Source organism: Acidobacteriota bacterium (genome assembly GCA_016716905.1).
GTDB lineage: Bacteria > Acidobacteriota > Vicinamibacteria > Vicinamibacterales > SCN-69-37 > SYFT01.
This window is the reverse complement of the sequence record JADJUS010000004.1, coordinates 419,947-439,339: the sequence shown is the minus strand read 5'-3', so window position 1 is coordinate 439,339 and position 19,393 is coordinate 419,947. Positions and strand designations below refer to the sequence as shown.

The window sequence follows — 19,393 nt, the reverse complement described above, 5'->3', positions numbered from 1 at the left end:
GATGAAATGACGTCGCACACACAATTTCGACTGGGAGCGGTGCTCGTTGACCCCGAACACCTGCGCTTGAGTTCCGAGGCGGCCACACTCCAAGTGCAGCCGCGGGTCATGGATGTGATCGTGGCCCTGTCCCGGCAGGGCACGGCACTCGTGTCGAGGCCCTCACTCACCGAGCAGGTGTGGGGAGAGACGCACGTTGGGTATCACGCCCTGGCACGCGCCATTTGCGAGGCGCGAAAGGCCTTTGCCACCGTGGCGCCTGATCAGGAATTCGTCCAAACAGTGCCCCAACGCGGATACCGCATGCTTGTGATGCGCGAGGATGTGGCCGAGCCGCGGGCGTCGCCCGGGCCGATACTGCCTGGTTCGCTGTTCGATTCGATCAAGGGCCGCGTCGCGCTTGCGATGAGTGCCGTGGTCGTCCTGGGCCTCTGCACGCACGCGATTGACGCGCATGGCTCGCCGCTGCACCTTGTGTCAGCCGCCGCCATCATCGGCGTCATTCTCTGGAGCCCACTTTTTGCAGCGGCGGACCGCTCTCCGGCTGCGTAAACGCTGCCCTTCCCTGCAATTCCGCGCCGGTTCCCCGGCACGCTACGTCACCGTTAGTCAACCCGTGCGATGGTCGCGCGGCCCAGAGGGGAAATGACATGAAGCGACTGGCACTTTTGTTTGCCGCTGTGACGGTACTCACCATGACGACGTTTGCTCAAAGCCGGGACCTTGCGGGTTCCTGGGTGTTTGACGCGACGAAGACGGGCAAGGCGGACGGGCCCCCGGCCCTCACGATTGGTCTGACCGCGACGGCCGTGTCCGTGGCGTTTGGCGACGGAGCGGGTCGAACCGTAACTTTCCCGATGGACGGAACCGAAGCCACGCTGGATAAGGGCGTGAAAGGGAAAGCGGGCTGGAACAGGGACACGCTTGAAGTGACCACTGTGGTTCCCTCGAAGGACCCGCAGGTCCTCAGCTTCTCCCGATCCGGCGAGTGGCTGGTGATGGCAGGCAAGACACCCGAAGGCCCGATGACCCTGTATTTCAAGAAGGCCCCGCCGAAGTTGTGAACCGGGCAACGTGCGCGATAGTGTTGCGGCGATGCGCCACCGGTTTCGTTACGCGGCCATCAGCATTCTGATCGCCTCCGTGCCCATCGTCCTCACGGTGCTGGGCAGGCGAGAGTCGACCGAGCCGGGGGAGATCGCCGAGCCGCTGTTTGAGATGATCGTCTACGGTATCGCCCAGTGGTATCCGTGGACGATCATCGCGCCGTTCATCGACTGGCGGGTGCGGCGATCGCGACCGGATCGGCTGATCGATCGTGCGCGCACTCTGGCCGAACATGTGTTGCTTTGGGCGACCTTTGCCACGGCGCACGGCCTTCTCTACCAGGCCACGGTCAACGCGGTTTCCACAATGGCGATCCGTGAACTTCCGCGAGTGTCGCGGCAATACTGGCCGGACGCGATCCTGTACACCGCGATTGCGGGAGGCTTCATGATCGCGGAGTCTCGGCGGCGGCAGACCGAAGTGGCCGAGCGGCTGCGCGCTGAAGTCGCCGAGGCGCGCCTTGATGCACTCAGGCAGCAACTCAATCCGCACTTTCTCTTCAACACGCTCAACCACATCGTGATGCAACTGCGCACACACCACGTCGAGCCGGCGCAGCGGATGCTGCTGGCCCTCAGTGATCTGCTCCGCGATGTGCTTCGCGAACGAGCCCAGGTCATTCCCCTGCGAGACGAAGTGCGCATCGTCGAGCGTTATCTGGAAATCGAACGCGAACGGTTTGGCGACCGGCTGCAGGCGCAGGTCACGTTCGAGCCGAAGGCACTCGACGCCCTTGTGCCGAGCCTGATTCTGCAGCCACTGCTGGAGAATGCGATGCGCCACGGCGTGTCCGCTTCGGATGGGTGCTGCCGGCTGGTGCTGACCGCTCGCATACGAGAGCAGCGACTCATCATCGATGTGCAGGATGCCGGCCCCGGGATGGAAACAAAAGCCAGCGGGGATTCCCCTGGTGTCGGCTTGAAGAACACATCCGAGCGATTGCGGTATCTGTACGGCTCCGACCACACCTTCACCCTCCGTACGCTCGAGGGCGGCGGCCTGCTCGTGTCGCTCGACCTCCCCTTCAGGCGGGCATGAACCCATGCGCGTGCTGATCGCCGACGACGAGGAGGTGTCGCGGAATGGGCTGCGAGCTCTTTTGGCCGCTGAGCCTGACGTGACCATTGTCGGTGAAGCGGCGACCGGCGAAGGCACCGAAGAGCTGTTACGGACGCACGACGTGGACGTGCTCATCCTGGACATCCAGATGCCGCAGAAGACTGGCCTGGACGTGGTCGCCGGGATTGACCCAGCGCAACTGCCGCTGGTCATCTTTGCGACGGCGCACGACGAACACGCCATCCGCGCCTTTGAGTTGCACGCCCTCGACTATCTGGTGAAGCCGTACCGCGAGGATCGGTTGCGCGAAGCGATTGGCCGCGCGCGCGCCCTTGTGGGACGCCGGCACCTCGGCCAGTTCCGTCAGCGCGTGGGGGTCTGGGTGGCGGCGCAGCCGGCCTACCCTTCCAGAATCCGCATCGAGGAGCGTGAACGCATCCGGTTTGTGGCGGTGCGAGACATCCAGTGGATCGAAGCGCAGGACTACTGCGTGCTGTTGCACCTCGCCGGTGAACGTATCCTGCGGCGTGGCACGTTGAAGCAGTTCCTCCGGACCATCGACCCGGCGTCCATGGTCCGGGTCCACAGGTCAGCCGCCGTCAACATCCGGCATGTCAGGGAACTCACCATTACGGTCAGCGGTGGACTGGTCGCGCGTGTGACCTCTGGCGCGGAAGTGCCGGTCGCGCGTACGTGCCGTGAAGCACTGGAGGAACGGCTTCGGGCACTCCCCTAGGGACAGCAGCTATCGCACCGAATACGCGTTCCAGGCCGCATACGCAACGACCGCGACGATGAGGAGCAGGACGACGCGGGCGACGCCCATGAGCTGGGTGCCCGCGACGTGACGCGTCCCCTTCCCCTTGATACCGGTGACTGCGGCAAACACGGTGATCACGAGCGCGAGAGCGAACCATGCGAGCCAGGACATACCGCATGCTACGGCGGAGGCGCCGACGGCGTCCGTGCCGTTTCGCACAGTGAGGCGGTCACCTCCGTTTGACGTCGAGCGCGCCTGCGGGAGAGGATGGCCCCAATGATCCAGACCATCCGTCGCATCGACGCGGCCCTCCTTGCGTGGCCGCGAACGGTTCAGTACGCCATGATCGCGGCGACGTTGGCGGGAATGCTGGTGCTGGCGGTTTCCGAAGTGCCCAGGGTGTACGTGGACTTCTCCAAGGTCACCTGGATGCCGGCCATCGACCAGCCCGAACAATACGGCCCCGACACGATCGCCGGGATGTACGCGTCCCGGGTCATCCTCAACGATCCGTCCGACATGTATACGCGGGCCCTGGATCAGACGCCACTTGAGGCCGAGACCTGGTCCAAGCAGGCATCAAGTCCGTATCCGCCGGTGACGCTGCTCTCGCAGGCGGCTCTGTATGCGGTGGGTGAAGCCGCCGGAATCGGCTTCTATGGCGCGGTCCTGATCCTGGCGGTGATCTTCGTGGGCCTTGTCGCCACTTACTGCCTGCGCACACGCTGGTATGTCTTTCCGCTGTTGTTCGGCAACTTCGTGTACTTCGGATATCGCTTCGTCGCCGTCCAGGACGTGACGTATCTGATCATGCTGACGGTCGTCATGGTGGCCCTGCATGGGGCGCGGGGTGGATCGACATGGTCGCATCCGCTGATCGCGCTGGCGATCACGATCAAGCTCTCGCCCGCCTACTACCTGAAGAATCTCTTTCTCCTGCCGAGGCGCACGGCCCTTGTCGTCATCGCCATTCTGCTGGCGGGGTTCGTGCTGCCCATGGCTATCTGGGACGAGTACCTTTCGATCTACTCCTTCCACGAGGAATTCAAGGGCAGTACGGCAGAAACCCTCGGCGCCGTGGCGCTGGCGGTGCCGTTTGCTTTGTGCCTGTGGTACGTGGAGACGCGCCTGAAATTTGATTGGGAGGATCGCATCGGCTGGGGCATCGTGCCCTTTGCGCTGTTCCTGGGTTTCAAGATGAACACCGCACGGCACCTGCTCATCGTGCTGCTCATTCCCGACAAACGCGGGCTGCGCAGCGCGGCGCTTGCGATGGGCCTGCTCGTACCGGTCATCCTCCCCGGCATCGTGCGCTTCAACTCAACGCTGGCGATCACCGCCGGGTTACTCGTGCTGAACCTGGTCTATTACCTTCACTGCATCGGCTGGACGCAGGTTCGGCACGACTTCGCCCATCCGGGCAAGACGATGCGGCTGATGCTGCAGCCCTCGTAGGCCGCGTCAGGTCAGGATGCTGATGATGACGTAAATGACAATCGCACCAAACAGGCCGAACCCGAGAAGTCTGGAGAGGGCGTAGGAACCAAGGATTCTTAACATGCACGGTGTGAGTGCAACTCACATACCAGCTATTTGCGCTATTTGCCCAGGGTTGATGGCAACCCGCTGGCCATTCTGGGCATGCGGATACCAGTTCCTCAGTTCCTAAGTTCCCAAGTTCCTCATTTGCTAATGGCTGCGTCCGGGGCCTTGCCCACGCCGTCCACCAGCGTCTTGGCAAGGTGGTTGACGATGGTCGCCTCGTTGCGGATGCGGCTCATGTACGCGGTCTGCAGCAACTGCGTGCGACGGTCTTTGAGGCCCGAGCGAATCGCTTCCTTCACTTCAGGGTCGCTGATCTCGCGCTGTCCAGGCTCCTGCACCGCGACGAGCGCGAGGATGGTGACCTGGGGACCGGCGGTCACCGTGCTGACCTGCCCGGGCTTCATGGCCATGACGGCCTGACGCAATTGCGGGGGCGCCTGATCGATGCGCGACTGCGGCACAAAGCCGATGTCGCCGCCGTTTCCGGCTGACTGCTGGTCTTCCGAGAAGTCCGCCGCAAGCTCCGCGAAGTTGTCGCCCGTTCTCAGGCGTTCCGTCAGCATCGTCACCTTGCGCTGCGCCTGTTCGGGCGTGGCGGCGTCGTCATTCCTGCGGTTCCCCACCTGAGCGTTCGGCTGCGAGTTCACCACGATCTGCGCAAGATGATACTGGCGCTCGAGGATGTTGAACTGCGCGCGGTTCTTGTCGAAAAACGCCGTCACTTCGTCGTCAGCAATGACGATTTTTTCGGTCACTTCCTTTTCGACGACCTTGCGGACCATGATCTCGCGGCGGACTTCCTCGCGAAACTCGTCCATCGTGATTCGGCGGTCGCCAAGTTGCTTGGTAAACGCCTCTTCGGAGAGCGCGCCGCGCTGGTCGGCCACAGCCTTGGCCACCTCGTCGGCGGTCGGCTCAACCTTCAGCGCCGCCGCCCGGGCCAGGAGGATTTCGTCCTGAATCATGTCTTCCAGAATGCCCAGTTTTGCGCCCAGGGCCTCCTCGTCGGTTGGCGCGGGCGCCCCCGGATCGAGCATCGTCCGATACAGGCGCTCCACGTGATCGCGGCGCAATTCCTTGCCGTTCACGACCGCCCACACGTCGGCAGACGCCGGCGCGGCCGAATTGGCCCCGCCGCACGCCCCGGTGAACACCAGGGCTCCCACCACCACACCAGCAACAATCGATCGGGTCAGCAACGCTCTCTCCATTCAGCCAGAAAAGGTCAGGGCTTCAGTCTAATGTGAATCCAGCCCGGGATCGCTTACACTTCGGCAATCCCCGTGGAGACATTTCCGATGACTGTGACGTCCATTCGCACCATTTTGGCTGGAATCCTGGTGGCCACCTCGGCGTCCGCGTGCCAAAGCGCGGCCCGCCCCCCGGCGATGGCCGCGCCGCGGCCCGGCGCCGTGCCCCTCGCCCCGCTTGTGGACCCTGAAGCCCGGCCCGAACTGGTCCGCCAGCCATACAGCGCGGCGGACGTGAAGTTCATGCAGGGCATGATTCCCCATCACGCGCAGGCCGTGGTCATGGCCGGGTGGGCTCCGACGAACGGCGCGAGCCCGACCGTCCAGTTGATGTGTGAGCGCATGCTCATCAGCCAACGCGACGAAATCGCCTTCATGCGTACGTGGCTGCGAGACCGGGCACAGGAGGTGCCTGCCGCCGACGCGACGCACATGAAGATGAATCACGACGGCATGGTGCACGACATGCTGATGCCGGGCATGCTGAACGAAGGCGAAATGGCCGCGCTCAAGAAAGCGCGCGGCAAGGATTTCGATCGACTGTTTCTGGTGGGGATGATCAAACACCACCAGGGCGCCATTGGCATGGTGCAGGAACTGTTCGCGTCACACGGCGCGGCACAGGACGACTTTGTGTACTTGTTCGCGGCAGATGTGCAGGCCGACCAGGAAGCGGAAATAGAACGCATGCAACAGCTGCTTGAGACCCTTGGAGGAGGACGTTGACGCTCATGACTCAGAAATCCATTACCGTTCGATTTGTCACCTCGATTGCCGGCGCCGTCGTACTGGCGGCCTGCGCCTCGAGGATGCCGGCACCGGCGTCGGCGCCCGCGCCGGCTACGCCAGCGCCTGCAGTGGCGGCGCCCGCGCCGACGCCCATGGTCGCTGCGCCTGCGCCTACACCGGCGCCTGCTGCGGCACCAGCCGCAGCTGTACCGGCCGGCGGCGCTCCGCAGGCGGGTGCGCCCGGCGCTGCGCCGGGTGGACGCGCCGGTGGGCGCGGCAACCCGCCGCCGCCCGTGCCTCCGGTGCCGGCCGTCATGCCGACGCCGATCACCCCGACGATCTCGGCTGTGGCGCCGACGCCCGATCCGCGTGTCGGCCTCAAGGCCGGGTACTGGGACGCCGCGCAGGCCGCATGGAACATGCGCCTCGTCTCCACGACGCCGCCGCCCGAAGGGCACCGCGGCATCACGAACTCTGACCTGGCGTTCACCGGCAAGTACGTGGTGCAGGGCAACTACGCCGGCATCATCTTCTGGGACGTGTCGAACCCCGCGAAGCCCGTCCTCGTGAAGACGATCCCCTGCCCCGCCTCGCAGAACGACGTCTCGGTGTTCAAGCACCTGCTGTTTGTGTCGTCTGAAGGCACGAATGCACGCCTGGACTGCGGCTCACAGGGTGTGCCGGAACCCATCAGCAAGGAACGCATCCGCGGTATCCGCATCTTCGACATTTCGGACATCAAGAATCCGAAGTACGTCAGCAACGTGCAGACGTGCCGCGGTTCGCACACGCACACGGTGATTGAGGATCCCAACGACAAGGAAAACGTCTACGTCTACATCTCGGGTTCGGCCGGCGTACGGTCGCCTGAAGAACTGGCCGGCTGCGTCGGTGGCAACCTGACCGACAATCCCGACTCGGCGCAGTTCCGCGTGGAAGTCATCAAAGTACCGCTCGCGGCGCCCGAGAAGGCGGCGGTCGGCAACTACGCGCGCATCTTCACCGGCCTCGCGCCGCCTCCCCGTCGTGTGGAACCAGGACGCGCGGGCGGTCCGCCGGCGGCAGGCGCGGCCGGTGCGCCCCCCGCGGCGGGTGCCCCGCCAGTTGTTGCCGGAGGCGCGCCCCCTGCAGGTGCCCCGCCCGCAGCCGGTGCGCCCGGTGCCCCGCCCGCAGGCGGACGCGGTGGACGTGCCGGCGGCCCTCCGACCGGCCCGAACCAGTGCCACGACATCACCGTGTACGGTGAATCCGGTTTTGCCGGCGGTGCGTGCGGCGGCTACGGACTGCTCCTCGACATCCGCGAGCCGACTCACCCTGTTCGCATCGACGCGGCGGGCGACATCAACATGTCGTTCTGGCATTCGGCCACGTTCAGCAACGACGGCACCAAGGTGCTGTTCTCTGACGAGTGGGGCGGCGGAAGCAGCCCGCGGTGCCGCAGCACGGATCGCCTCGAATGGGGCGCCAACGCGATCTTCACCATCGAACGCGGCAAGCTGGTCTTCCACAGCTACTACAAAATGCCCGCCGCCCAGACCGACTTCGAAAACTGCGTGGCGCACAACGGTTCGCTCCTGCCCGTGCCCGGACGCGACATCATGGTGCAGGGCTTCTACCAGGGCGGCATCACGGTGTTCGACTGGACCGACCCCAAGAAGCCGTTCGAAATGGCCTACTTCGACCGCGGTCCGCTCGACGGCACGCGGTTGCTGAGCGCCGGTTCGTGGTCGGTCTACTGGTACAACGGCCTGATCTACAGCTCGGAAATCTCGCGCGGTCTCGATATCTACGAGATGGTGCCCACACCGCACCTCTCGCAGAACGAGATCGATGCCGCCAAGACCGTGACCTTCAACGAAGCCAATGCGCAGGACCAGCGGAAGATCGTCTGGCCGCCGAGCTTCGCGATGGCGAAGGCGTTTGTCGATCAGCTCGAACGTTCGAAGGGCCTCGCGGCCGGCACAATCACAAGCACACGCAGTGCCCTGACGCGCGCCGAGGGCCTCTCGGGCGCGGCGCGTCGCACGGCACTGCAGCAGCTGGGCACCACGCTCAGCGGCTCGGTCTCCGGTTCATCGGATTCAGCCAAGGTGCAGATGCTGGTGAAAGCGGTCAACGACCTGGCCGCGGCAACGCGCTGAAGTACGGAGGTCCCGGGCTTTAGCCCGGGACGATTCCGGCACGGGCTGAAGCCCGTGCCCTCCAACACTGGGGCGGTCCGGCAATGCCGGGCCGCCCGCTACAATGCGAGCATGTACAACCCGTCGGTCCATCTCATCGCGTGTGGAGTCGTCCTGGCCGCCATCTGCGCGTCCGCTGCAGGAGTGGGCCTGACGCCGCAATCTGCGACCTCCCTCCGCGTCGTCAGCTACAACATCAAACACGGTCGAGGGAACGACAACGCGGTGGACCTCATGCGCACTGCGGGTGTGTTGCGCACACTCGCGCCTGACATCGTAGGCCTCCAGGAAGTCGATCGAATCGCCGAGCGCAGCGGCAAGGTGGATGAAGCCCGCGTGTTGGGTGAATCGCTGGGTCTCAACCACGCCTTCGGCCGGTTCATGGATTTCCAGGGCGGCGCGTACGGCTTGGCGGTGTTGTCGCGCTACCCCATCACGCTCGCGCGCGAACTGCGCCTCCCCGACGGCAACGAGCCTCGCGTGGCCCTGGCGGTGGACGTCCGGTTGCCTGACGGCCGGCCCCTCACGATCGTCAACCTCCATTTCGACTGGGTGGACGATGATGGATTCCGGTTTGCGCAGGCGCAGAAGCTCACGGAGTTTCTGGACGCGCTGACACAGCCTTACATCCTGCTCGGGGACTTCAACGACGAACCTGAATCCCGCACGCTGGGCCTCTTTACCACGCGGGCGGCGGAGGCCACCAAGCCGCGCGATAACCGCCTGACGTTCTCGTCCACCAAGCCGGTGAAAGAAATTGACTTCATCTTCATGGCGCCGCGCCAGGCCTGGACCGCCGATGAGGTGCGGGTCATCGACGAGCCAGTGGCCTCAGACCACCGGCCTCTGCTGGCGGTGCTGACACTGCGCAATCTGGGGCGCGCTCACCCGCCGATAAAGCCGCCAAAAATCATCAGGTAGTTCCAACCTTCTGCGGTCCGGCCAAGTGAGTCGGTAACCTGCACGTAAAAAATATAGTTGCCAAAAATGTCCGGTGGAGTGCCCGAGATGACTCCGTCGGCTGACAGGGTGCCCCCCGGGGGCAGCGATCCACGGGCCATCGACCACGTCAGGGCTCCGACACCTCCAGATGCCGTCAGCTGGAAGCGATAAGGCACTCCGGGCCTGAGCACCTGCACGAGTCGACTCGTGACGGTCAATGGCGCCGGCTGAACGACGATGGTGTATTGCCGTGTGAGGATGACCGCGCCATCGGTCACGCGGGCGACAAAAGTGAATGTGCCGGCGGCGGTCGGACGGCCGGTGATCGTCCCGAACGATCCCAGGCTGAGTCCTGGCGGGAAGACGCCGGATTCGATCGTCCAACGCGCCACACCGATGCCTCCGGTGGTGTCGAGGTTCCCGCGGTAGAAGAAGTCACCAACCGTGGCGGCTGGCAGGGACGTGGTTCGGATCGACAGATCCGACACCTGCAAGCTGAAGCGGCGCTCGGCAAAGCCACCGGTCGTTGCGGTCACGCGGACGACGAACCCGACGATGCCGTTGTCGCGCCGTGTTGGTGTGCCAGAGATCACGCCCGCGCTGGATAGCGAGAGTCCGTCGGGCAGGCGACCCGATTGCAGCCGCCACGCGTACGGCGCGGTGCCGCCGGCCGCATTCAGCGCCATGGTGTACGGCACGCCGACTCGGCCTGCTGGCAACGCCGCCGGCGTCGTGATCGTCACCGCAACGCCCGCGACGGTGATCGACAGAGAGCGAGTCGCGAACGCGCCGATGCTGTCGGTCGCGCGGACGGTGAAGCTTGATGCACCCGCGGTCGTCGGCGTGCCTGTGATGCCCCCTCCAGAGCCAAGCGTCAGGCCGGCCGGCAGCGCGCCGCTGTCCAGCGTCCAAGTCATGCCGCCTGTTCCACCCGTTGCGGCCAAAGATGTGTTGTAACCGGTTCCCACGGTGCCACCAGGCAGCGATGCCGTCGTGATGGTGACGGGTGCCGACGCGACATTGATCGACAGCACCAGCGTCGCGAACGCGCCGGCCGTATCCGTCGCGCGCGCCGTGAAGAGCGCCAGGCCGGCCGTCGTCGGCGTGCCCGTGATGCCGCCGGTCGGCGCCAGCGTCAATCCCGCCGGCAACGAGCCCGACTCGAGCGTCCACGTGAACCCACCCGCACCACCCGTCGCAGCCAACGCCGCGCTGTACGCCACCCCAACGGTGCCGCCGGGCAGCGCCGCCGACCCACTCGGGCCGGCCGGCAATCCGCTCGCGTCGATCGTCACCGGCGGCGGTGCGACATTGATCGACAACAGCAACGTCGCGAACGCACCTGCACTGTCGGTCGCGCGCACGGTGAAGAGCGCCAGGCCGGCCGTCGTCGGGGTGCCCGTGATGCTGCCGTTGGGCGCAAGCGTCAACCCCGCCGGCAGGTTGCCCGACTCCAGCGTCCACGTGAATCCACCCACGCCACCCGTCGCAGCCAACGCCGCGCTGTACGCCACCCCAACGGTGCCGCCGGGCAGCGCCGCCGACCCACTCGGGCCGGCCGGCAATCCGCTCGCGTTGATCGTCACCGGCGGCGGTGCGACATTGATCGACAACAGCAACGTCGCGAACGCACCTGCACTGTCGGTCGCGCGCGCGGTGAAGAGTGCCAGGCCTGCGGCGGTCGGCGTTCCCGTGATGCCGCCACCAGGCGCGAGCGTCAATCCCGCAGGCAACGATCCCGACTCGAGCGTCCACGTGAACCCACCCGCGCCGCCGCTCGCAGCCAGCGCCGCTGAGTAGCCCACGCCCACGGTGCCTCCCGGCAACGCCGCCGACCCACTCGGTCCGGCCGGAAGTCCGCTCGCGTCAATCGTCACCGGCGCACCAGCGACATCGATCATCAACGACTGCGTGTCGAACGACCCCGCCCCGTCGGTCGCCCGCACGGTGAAGTTCACCTGACCCGCGGTCGTGGGCGTGCCGGCAATGTCGCCCGCTGCTGTGAGCGTGAGGCCCGCGGGAAGCGTGCCGCTTTCGATTGTCCACGTGAAGGTGCCGGTGCCGCCGCTGGCGGAGAGTGTCTCGCTGTACGCCGCGTCCACGGTGGCACCACCCAGCGACGTCGTGTCGATGGTGACGGCCGGCGCCGAAATATCAATCGCCAGCCCCACCGCGTTAAACGCGCCGGCGCTGTCGGTGGCCCGCACGGTGAACAGGAACGTCCCCGCCGCCGTGGGCGTCCCGGAAATTCCGCCTGCCGGAGTCAGCGAGAGGCCGCCAGGCAACGAGCCGTCGTCAAGCGACCACGTGAATCCGCCGACGCCGCCGGTGGCGTCGAGAGCGGCGCTGTACGCCGTGCCCACCGCTCCGGCCGGCAACGAAGATGTGGTCACCACCACTGGCGGAGGCGCGATCATGATCGTCAGCGGCTGCGCCGCGCTGGCGCCAGAGCTGTCCTGCACCAGAACGGTGAATGGAGACGGGCCGGTCGTCGTCGGCGTACCGGTAATGTGGCCATCTGCAGCGAGCGAGAGGCCCGCCGGCAAAGAGCCGCCGTTGAGTATCCACGTGTTGCCCCCTGCCCCACCTTCGGCGGCCAGCCACTGGTCGTACGCCACGCCAACGGTGCCGTTGGGCAACGAGGTCGTGGTCACGCTGAGGGCCACGGCCAACACCACCGTGTCCGAAGCGTTGACCGAGATCGCCGCATCATCCGAGACCAACGTCGCGGTGTTGATGAGCGTGGCACCCATGGCCAGTCCACTGTCCAGGGCAACGGGCACGAGAATTTGGGGGAGCACCGTGCCTGGAGGAATTGGCGCCGACGCAAGATAGGCGCACTCAAACTCCGAAGTGGACGTCGTCGTGCACGCCCAATCCGTGCCGGTCGGGTCTTCGGTCAGGGTCACACCCGCGGGAAGCGTGTCGGTGACGCGAATGGTAAGCGGCAGTGCCTCGGCGACGGTGCCATCCACTCGGGGCGTCAGAAAATAATCAAAGGTGTCGCCCGGGAACGGCGGCGTTGTCAGTGAGTTCGTTTTCGTGAGCCCGAGCACCGGCACCGACCCATTGGTGGTCGTGGTCGCCAGGCTTCGGATCTCATGAATGTCGGTAGCCGACCCGGTGGAGGCGGCGAATCCAAATGTGATGCGCGGCGGGATTCCGGCCACCACGGCGCCCGTTTCCGGGTTGTAGTACGACGAGGGAAGGGGTCCGCTCGTCGCGAGGACGAAATCGCTCCCGCCGGCAGGGTCAATATTGACCGTATACGTGCCGAGTGCAGGATCGATGATGACCTGGATCGACCGCTCCGACGATGCGCGGTCGGGTCCGCTGAGTTGAGCACCGAACTCACCCACCGGGTTGTTGGCGCCGAGTTCGATTGAACTGGAAAGCAGGCAGTAGCCCTCGGTGCCGAAGCCCGGCCCACGCACCACGATCTGGTTTGGCGCGGCGCCCGCCCAGGCTGGAATGGTGCAGACGCCGGGCGACTCGAAGTCGGTGTTCGAGAAGTTGCCAAACGCGTCAAGCCCAATCCCCAGCCAACCGCCAGGAAGGCCGTCGGCCCCGAAATACGACGTGTAGCCGAGCGCGCCGCCCGAGGGGCCGAGCACCGTGGGCTGTGGCGGCGCCGCGGCAAGGAAGAATGAGATGCCGTCGGCCCCGCCCCACCCGCTGATACCCTCACCGCCCCACTGATACTGCTTGAAGGTGATGGTCAAGCCCTGTGCCGTGGGCAGGTTCGTGTCATACACAATCGCGGAGGCCTGGTCCTGGACGGCGTCGGTAAACCTCAGGAAGCCCTGACCAGCGGCGTCGGGCACGGCGAGGTTGCAATTGGGAATCGTCGATGGCCCAACCGGCGGTACGGCCTCGGCCGTCAGGCAGGGATAGCCGGCGGTGTTGAAGTTGGTCAGGGAGGTGACCGGCGCCTGTGTCGTCGGCCCGGTAAAGGCATCCCCGAGCAGATTCTGGACGTTGGGGAGTTGGGCGCGCACGGCGACGCCGGCGCCGACCAGGGCCAAACCAATCAGGATGCGACGAAACAGGGGTCTATGCATGAGAGAAGGTCCTTGGGCCATCCCTCATACATTCGGAAGCGGAGGAAAAAATGGGTCAGGCCGGCGCGGGACCGCCTTCATTCAGCCGCTTGAACAGCCACGCCCGGGCCCACCGCACCCGGCGATCGACCGTGGACTTTGAGTGCCCGGTCAGGGCCGCGGTCTCATCCGACGTGCAGCCGAGGACAAAACGCATGCTGAACAGCTCGGCCTGTTCACGATCCAGTTGCTCCAGTTCCTTGAGCGCGTTGTCGAACGAGATCATGTCTGCGCTGTTGGCATCCACCCAGGCGAGTTCCTCGTGCAGAGGCACCCGGACGCGTTCTCCGCCGCGCTTTTCGGCAATGCTCTCGCGGTAGTGGTCCACCAGGGCCATGCGAATGACCCGGGCCGCCAGCACATAGAAGTGCCGGCGACTGTCCAGTTTCTTCGGCGGATTGACCAGCAGTTTCACGAACAGGTCGTTGACCACGGCGGTCGTCTGCAAGGTGACCGGCCGGGCGCCCCGGCGCAGGTACGCTTTTGCGAGGCCGTGAAGGTCTGGATACACGAGCGGCAGGAGCCGTTCCAGCGCGCCCGCATCGCCGTTGACCCAGCTGTTGAGTAGGACGGTCACGCTCTCAGACACAGGTGAGAGGTATCATGCGCCCACACCGTCCACCATGTCACTCGCCTTCGTGAATCCCCTCAGCCAGCTCCTGCTCCAACTAGTCACGGTCCTCATCGCCGCGCGGCTGACTGGATTGCTGTTTGCGAGACTCGGACAGTCGGCGGTCATCGGCGAAATCGCCGCGGGCATCCTCCTCGGCCCGTCGCTGCTGGGATGGCTGGCACCGGGCGTGTTCCAGACCCTCTTCCCTGCCTCATCGCTCGGTACGCTCCAACTCCTGAGTCAGATCGGCGTCTGTCTCTTCCTGTTTGTCGTGGGCATGACGGTTGATGTGGGCCACCTCAGGCAAAAGGCGCCTGCGGCCCTTGTCGTCAGCCACGCGAGCATTGTCGTTCCCGCCCTGTGTGGCGCGTTGCTCTCACCATGGCTCTTCCCTACCCTGAGGGGCCCCGACGCCACCCTCACATCGTTCACCGTGTTCATGGCCATCTCGATGAGCATCACGGCATTTCCGGTACTCGCCAGAATTCTCGACGAGCGAGGGCTGTCGGCCACACCCCTGGGTGCGATGGCATTGACGTGCGCCGCCGTGGGCGACGTGACGGCATGGACCATGCTTGCGGGCATCGTGGCGGTCACGCAGGAAGGAGCCTGGACGGGATCGATCGTGACCCTGGTTCGGGTCGCGATCTTTGCCATCGTCATGCTCGTCGGGGTGCGGCGCCTGCTGCCCCGGTTAATGGGATCGTCGGTGCAGCCCGACGCGGCCCTGGGGCCGAACGTGCTCGTGGGCGCACTGGCGCTGATGCTTGCGAGCGCGCTGACCACAGAGCTCATCGGCATCCATGCGCTGTTCGGCGCGTTCCTGGCCGGGGTCGTCATGCCCAGACACGGCACGTTGCGGCAGCAGGTAATTGTGCGTATCGAGGATTTCAGCGCGGTCTTTCTGCTGCCCCTCTTTTTCGTCGTGACAGGCCTCCGCACGAGCATCACGCTCATCAACGACCTGCAGGCCTGGGGTATCTGCGCCGCGATCATCCTGGTGGCCACCGCCGGCAAACTCGGCGGCACCTACGTCGCCGCGCGATGGACCGGCATGACACGGCCGGACGCTCTCGCGCTCGGCGCCTTGATGAATACGCGCGGCCTCATGGAACTCATCGCGCTCAACATCGGCTACGACCTGGGCATTCTCTCGCCTCGTATCTTCGCGATGCTCGTGATCATGGCCCTGGTGACCACGACGCTGACCGGACCGCTGCTCACGTGGTCGAAGCGATGGCGGTAAGATTCGCCGCCTCGGCAATGACCTCGAACGACCGGCGTCGAGCCGGAAAGTGGTACACGTCAGACACGACGATCAGCTCATCGGCCTTTGTCCGGGTGACGAGCGCATCAATGCCGGCACGAACGGTCGCGACGGATCCCACAATGTCGCGGCGAAACATCTTGCCGGCCGTCTCCTTCTCGTGTGGCAACAGATAAGTGTCGAGGTCGTCGATCGGCGGTTGCAGCAGTTGCCGCGTAGTGCCGCGAAAGAGGTCGATGAACGACATCCGGTGTGATGTCGCCAGCCGCCGTGCCTCATCGTCACTGTCGGCTCCGACGATGTTGACGCCGACCATGACGTAGGGAGCGGCCAGTTGACGCGAGGCCTTGAAACGCTCGCGATACAGTGCGACGGCTTCGTCGAGATGTTTCGGCGCGAAGTGGGACGCAAAGCTGAAGGGCAGGCCAAACTCCGCAGCCAGTTGCGCACCGAAGAGGCTCGACCCGAGAATCCAGAGCGGGACATTTGTGCCTGAGCCAGGGACGGCCTCAATGCGTTGCCCCGGCGCAGCCGGCGCAAGGAATGCCTGAAGTTCGAGCACGTCTTGTGGAAAGTGCTCGGCGTTGGCGGGGTCGCGGCGTAACGCGCGAAGGGTCACCTGGTCGGTGCCGGGCGCGCGACCAAGACCCAGATCAACTCGGCCAGGGAAGAGCGTTTCGAGCGTCCCGAATTGTTCAGCGATCACGTACGGCGCATGGTTCGGCAGCATGATGCCGCCGGCCCCCACGCGAATCGTGGTGGTGGCCGCAGCGAGGTGCCCAATCACCACTGCGGTGGCAGCCGTCGTCACCATCGGCATGTTGTGATGTTCGGCCACCCAGATGCGGTGATAGCCGAGAGCCTCGACATGCCGCGCGACGACTACGGCTTCGTCAAGTGCCGTCCGGCGCGACGAATCCTGTCGCACGCGGCCAAGTTCCAGTACTGAGAGCGGGACCATACGTCATCGTACACAGGCGCGGAAACCAGCGGGTTGTGCCAGACTGCGCAGTGAGGATCGCGCACACGCGGATGATGAGAACCAAGCGGCCGCTGCGAGAACCCGTGCGCGAGGCGCCGGGGCCGAAGCTGAAGAACTACATCACGCCGGCGGGATTGCAACGCCTGAAGGACGCCCACCGGTTTCTGATGAACAGGGAACGGCCGGCCGTGACCAAGGTTGTGGCGTGGGCGGCGTCCAACGGCGATCGCAGCGAGAACGCCGACTATCTCTACAGCAAGCGGCGGCTGCGGCAGATCGACTCACGGATTCGCTTTCTCTCCAAACGCATCGATGCGGCGGAGGTTGTGGATCCGGCCGCACCACGCCCGGCGTCGGCCGCCGAGCGCGTGTTCTTCGGCGCCACCGTCACCTATCGGGACGCGGCCGGCCACGAGCACGTGGTCAGCATCGTCGGCATCGACGAGGTGGATGTGAACCGTCATTACATCAGCTGGAGGTCGCCACTGGCGCGAGCGCTCATGAAGGCCGGCGCGGGTGACCGGGTGGTCCTGCACGCGCCGAAGAAGACCGAGCACCTCGAGATCCTGGACGTGGAGTACGCGGCGATTCCCATGGAGCCATTCCGCGAGCCACCAGGCGCCGAAGCGGCTCCCGAGCGCAAAGCGTAGCGGCTACGAGCTCTTGAACACCACCGACACGGTGATGATCACTTCCACGGGCTGCCCGTTGAGCAAGGTCGGCGAGAACTCCCATTGCCGAACAGCGTCCATGGCGGACTCGGTGAGCGCGGCCGGCACAGCATCTGCCTTTGTCAGCGGCTTGATTTCGGTGATGAGTCCATCCATGCCGATGCGGCCCTCGAGCAGCACCACCACCTCGCCTGTCACTCCGCCAGCCGGGCAGACGGGCCGAACATCCCTGGTCTTTCGCGGAGGCTTGATGCTGCCACCGATGCGGATCGGCGCAGAGCGTGGCTCCTGTGCCGACAGTGTCGGGAAGAAGACCTGCAGGATGGACGACGCGGCTGAGGCACACTGCACACTGATCGCTTCAGAGAGAGCGCCTATCGGCATCGTGACGGTGAGGATGGTCGGTGCACCCGCTGAAAGGTCCACAGGCCGGCGGACCTTGCGGAAGCCGGGCAGTTCTGCCGTCAGCTCGTACGTTGCAGGTGCCAGGTTGGGAAACTGAAAACGTCCTGGGGCATTGGTGACTGCGCGGTGTGTTTCCTGGGTCTGCTGATTGGTGACCGTCACCGCCACGCCCGGCATGCTCCCGCCGGTCTGGTCCTGGACGTGACCAGACAGCGAGGCCTGCGGCGACGGCGCGGCCTTGGTGGCTGGGACACCCGATTTGATCGGCGTGGAAGAGGCGGCGATTGAGCTGTCCGCGCCGGCGGTCGATTGGGGCGCGATGCCGATGGCCGCCAGCGGCAGACTGACACACACGGCAAGTAACGCGACGAGTGACCAGCCACCTCGGGTCAACGGCTGACGGTTTTTCTGTTGCTGCAGCATGGCGACGATTCTCCTCTCGAGGGTTGACGGGTGGGCGATGGCGGGCGCCGAGGCCCACACGGTCTGTCGGCCGGACAACTGCGTCGCGACGTCGTAGAGGTGGGTGGCATAGTCGGTGGCCTCCACTCCCGCGCGCAGCACGGCATCGTCACAGGCGAATTCACTTTCCTGGCGCAGGCGCCGGCAGGCTATCCACACCAGAGGGTTGAACGGTTGCATCACGCGCAGCAGTTCACCGGCCACCTGGATGGGGGCGTCGCGGCGGCGGATGTGCGCCAGTTCGTGGCGAAGGACGATGCAACGTCGATCGTCGGCCCAGTCGTCGGCGCCCGCGGGCAGGATGATGCCAGGCCGGAACATGCCGTAGGTCACCAGGAGCGTGGGGTCGTTGCTCTGCAGCAGCTCCACTCGCCCGGACACGCCGCACTCGCGCGACAGCGCGTCCGTCAGGGCGCGCCATCCCCCTTGAACCGGAGTGCAGGAAGCGCGCAGGGTCCGCAGCCGCCACAAGCCGTTCGCGAGTCCAATGAGGGTGAGGAGCGCAACCGTTGCCCACAACCCTGCAAACAGCATCGGCCAGGTGACTGGTGGCCACGCAGATGTCGCGGTCGTCTGCGTCGCGGCGAGCACTGCCGGTTCTTCAGATGAGAACCTGAGTCCTGTCGAGACCACGGCTGAATCGATCCAGCGCACCATGGGCAATTGCGGGATGGCCAATTCAAGCACCGGCATCAGCGCCGCGCATGCGATAGCGGTGGTGAGGACGCCGTGGCGGACAGCTGCGGACTGGCGCCGCAGCACTGCTGACACTGCCAGCCCGAGCGCGAGTATCACGGTCGCATCGATGAGGCTTGCGAACAGAACACTCATTTGCCACCGTCCTTCCGCGCTTTATTGATCAAGGTCGCGATGCGGTCCAGTTGTTCAGCTGAGAGCTTCGAGCCCTCGTTACCCAGCAGTGCGGCCACCGCTTTCTCCGGAGACCCGTCGAAGAAGGTCTCGACGACGTGCCGAAGTGCGGTCTTGCGCGCCGCATGCCTGGCCACCACTGGCATATAAACAAACCGCACCCCGTCGTCTTCGTGCCTGGCATGGCCCTTCTGCTCAAGCACCCGGAGTTGCGTGCGGACGGTGGAATAACTCGGCTCGCTCGGCAACTCCGCCATGACCTCGGCGGCTGTGGCGCGTCCCCGGCGGAAGAGGATGTCCATGATCTGCCGCTCGCGACGGGACAGTGTGGTGTGAAGGGGCGCGGGCATAGTGTTATTTTTGTCGCAGTCTGTGCGATAGAAATAACACCACCGCCGGCCGGCTGTCAAATGGCCCTCCGCAGCGGAGGCCGACCGTCGTCACTCGACCC

At 65.3% G+C, this 19,393-nt stretch carries 17 protein-coding genes; 10 read left to right on the top strand and 7 right to left on the bottom strand.

The window, feature by feature from the left end; all coding sequences use genetic code 11:
- Window positions 1–6 precede the first annotated feature (6 nt).
- The 4 genes from IPL75_05855 (at window position 7) to IPL75_05840 (ending at window position 2,902) form a co-directional block, all read left to right on the top strand.
- Window positions 7–552 carry a winged helix-turn-helix domain-containing protein gene (locus tag IPL75_05855; protein MBK9239781.1) on the top strand — a complete coding sequence of 182 codons (546 nt, stop codon included), beginning with the start codon at window positions 7–9 and terminating at the stop codon, window positions 550–552.
- A gap of 98 nt (window positions 553–650) precedes the next feature.
- On the top strand, window positions 651–1,064 hold the full coding sequence (locus IPL75_05850; protein ID MBK9239780.1) for a hypothetical protein: 414 nt from the start codon (window positions 651–653) through the stop codon (window positions 1,062–1,064).
- 31 nt (window positions 1,065–1,095) lie between these two features.
- Entirely contained in the window at window positions 1,096–2,145 is a 1,050-nt protein-coding gene (locus IPL75_05845; protein ID MBK9239779.1) for a histidine kinase, read from the top strand.
- A gap of 4 nt (window positions 2,146–2,149) precedes the next feature.
- Window positions 2,150–2,902 (top strand): response regulator transcription factor, encoded by a 753-nt coding sequence (locus IPL75_05840; protein MBK9239778.1) that lies wholly within the window; start codon window positions 2,150–2,152, stop codon window positions 2,900–2,902.
- 9 nt (window positions 2,903–2,911) lie between these two features.
- On the opposite strand, the gene IPL75_05835 is transcribed toward IPL75_05840, so the two are convergent.
- Complete coding sequence (locus IPL75_05835; protein MBK9239777.1) at window positions 2,912–3,097, bottom strand: hypothetical protein; 186 nt, start codon at window positions 3,095–3,097, stop codon at window positions 2,912–2,914.
- Between the two features lie 105 nt (window positions 3,098–3,202).
- Between IPL75_05835 and IPL75_05830 the strand changes: the two genes are divergently transcribed.
- Window positions 3,203–4,381 carry a hypothetical protein gene (locus tag IPL75_05830; GenBank protein MBK9239776.1) on the top strand — a complete coding sequence of 393 codons (1,179 nt, stop codon included), beginning with the start codon at window positions 3,203–3,205 and terminating at the stop codon, window positions 4,379–4,381.
- A 227-nt stretch (window positions 4,382–4,608) separates the two neighbouring features.
- Here the strand turns inward: IPL75_05830 and IPL75_05825 are convergent, their stop codons facing one another.
- Window positions 4,609–5,682: a SurA N-terminal domain-containing protein gene (locus IPL75_05825; GenBank protein MBK9239775.1), complete on the bottom strand. Its 1,074-nt coding sequence runs from the start codon at window positions 5,680–5,682 to the stop codon at window positions 4,609–4,611.
- Between the two features lie 87 nt (window positions 5,683–5,769).
- On the opposite strand from IPL75_05825, the gene IPL75_05820 reads away from it, so the two are divergent.
- The 3 genes from IPL75_05820 to IPL75_05810 all read left to right on the top strand — a co-directional run bounded on the left by IPL75_05820 (window position 5,770) and on the right by IPL75_05810 (window position 9,551).
- Window positions 5,770–6,447: a DUF305 domain-containing protein gene (locus tag IPL75_05820; protein ID MBK9239774.1), complete on the top strand. Its 678-nt coding sequence runs from the start codon at window positions 5,770–5,772 to the stop codon at window positions 6,445–6,447.
- A gap of 5 nt (window positions 6,448–6,452) precedes the next feature.
- Entirely contained in the window at window positions 6,453–8,591 is a 2,139-nt protein-coding gene (locus IPL75_05815; GenBank protein ID MBK9239773.1) for a hypothetical protein, read from the top strand.
- A 111-nt stretch (window positions 8,592–8,702) separates the two neighbouring features.
- The gene (locus tag IPL75_05810) at window positions 8,703–9,551 is read left to right on the top strand and encodes an endonuclease/exonuclease/phosphatase family protein (protein ID MBK9239772.1); all 849 of its coding nucleotides are present in this window, start codon (window positions 8,703–8,705) and stop codon (window positions 9,549–9,551) included.
- Here IPL75_05810 and IPL75_05805 read toward each other — a convergent pair.
- On the bottom strand, window positions 9,515–13,633 hold the full coding sequence (locus tag IPL75_05805) for a putative Ig domain-containing protein (protein MBK9239771.1): 4,119 nt from the start codon (window positions 13,631–13,633) through the stop codon (window positions 9,515–9,517). The two genes, IPL75_05810 and IPL75_05805, sit on opposite strands and share 37 nt — an antisense overlap.
- A 55-nt stretch (window positions 13,634–13,688) precedes the next feature.
- Window positions 13,689–14,261 (bottom strand): sigma-70 family RNA polymerase sigma factor, encoded by a 573-nt coding sequence (locus IPL75_05800; protein MBK9239770.1) that lies wholly within the window; start codon window positions 14,259–14,261, stop codon window positions 13,689–13,691.
- Between the two features lie 34 nt (window positions 14,262–14,295).
- Between IPL75_05800 and IPL75_05795 the strand changes: the two genes are divergently transcribed.
- Complete coding sequence (locus IPL75_05795) at window positions 14,296–15,531, top strand: cation:proton antiporter (protein ID MBK9239769.1); 1,236 nt, start codon at window positions 14,296–14,298, stop codon at window positions 15,529–15,531.
- Here the strand turns inward: IPL75_05795 and IPL75_05790 are convergent.
- Window positions 15,506–16,513, bottom strand: a complete 1,008-nt coding sequence (locus IPL75_05790) for an LLM class flavin-dependent oxidoreductase (GenBank protein ID MBK9239768.1) — start codon at window positions 16,511–16,513, stop codon at window positions 15,506–15,508. The genes IPL75_05795 and IPL75_05790 overlap by 26 nt on opposite strands.
- Window positions 16,514–16,587: 74 nt before the next feature.
- On the opposite strand from IPL75_05790, the gene greB reads away from it, so the two are divergent.
- The gene (gene greB, locus IPL75_05785; GenBank protein ID MBK9239767.1) at window positions 16,588–17,184 is read left to right on the top strand and encodes a transcription elongation factor GreB; all 597 of its coding nucleotides are present in this window, start codon (window positions 16,588–16,590) and stop codon (window positions 17,182–17,184) included.
- Window positions 17,185–17,187: 3 nt separating this feature from the next.
- On the opposite strand, the gene IPL75_05780 is transcribed toward greB, so the two are convergent.
- Both IPL75_05780 and IPL75_05775 read right to left on the bottom strand, forming a co-directional pair.
- On the bottom strand, window positions 17,188–18,903 hold the full coding sequence (locus IPL75_05780; GenBank protein ID MBK9239766.1) for a carboxypeptidase regulatory-like domain-containing protein: 1,716 nt from the start codon (window positions 18,901–18,903) through the stop codon (window positions 17,188–17,190).
- Window positions 18,900–19,292: a BlaI/MecI/CopY family transcriptional regulator gene (locus IPL75_05775; protein ID MBK9239765.1), complete on the bottom strand. Its 393-nt coding sequence runs from the start codon at window positions 19,290–19,292 to the stop codon at window positions 18,900–18,902. The genes IPL75_05780 and IPL75_05775 overlap by 4 nt, the downstream gene beginning before the upstream one ends.
- Window positions 19,293–19,393: the final 101 nt, after the last annotated feature.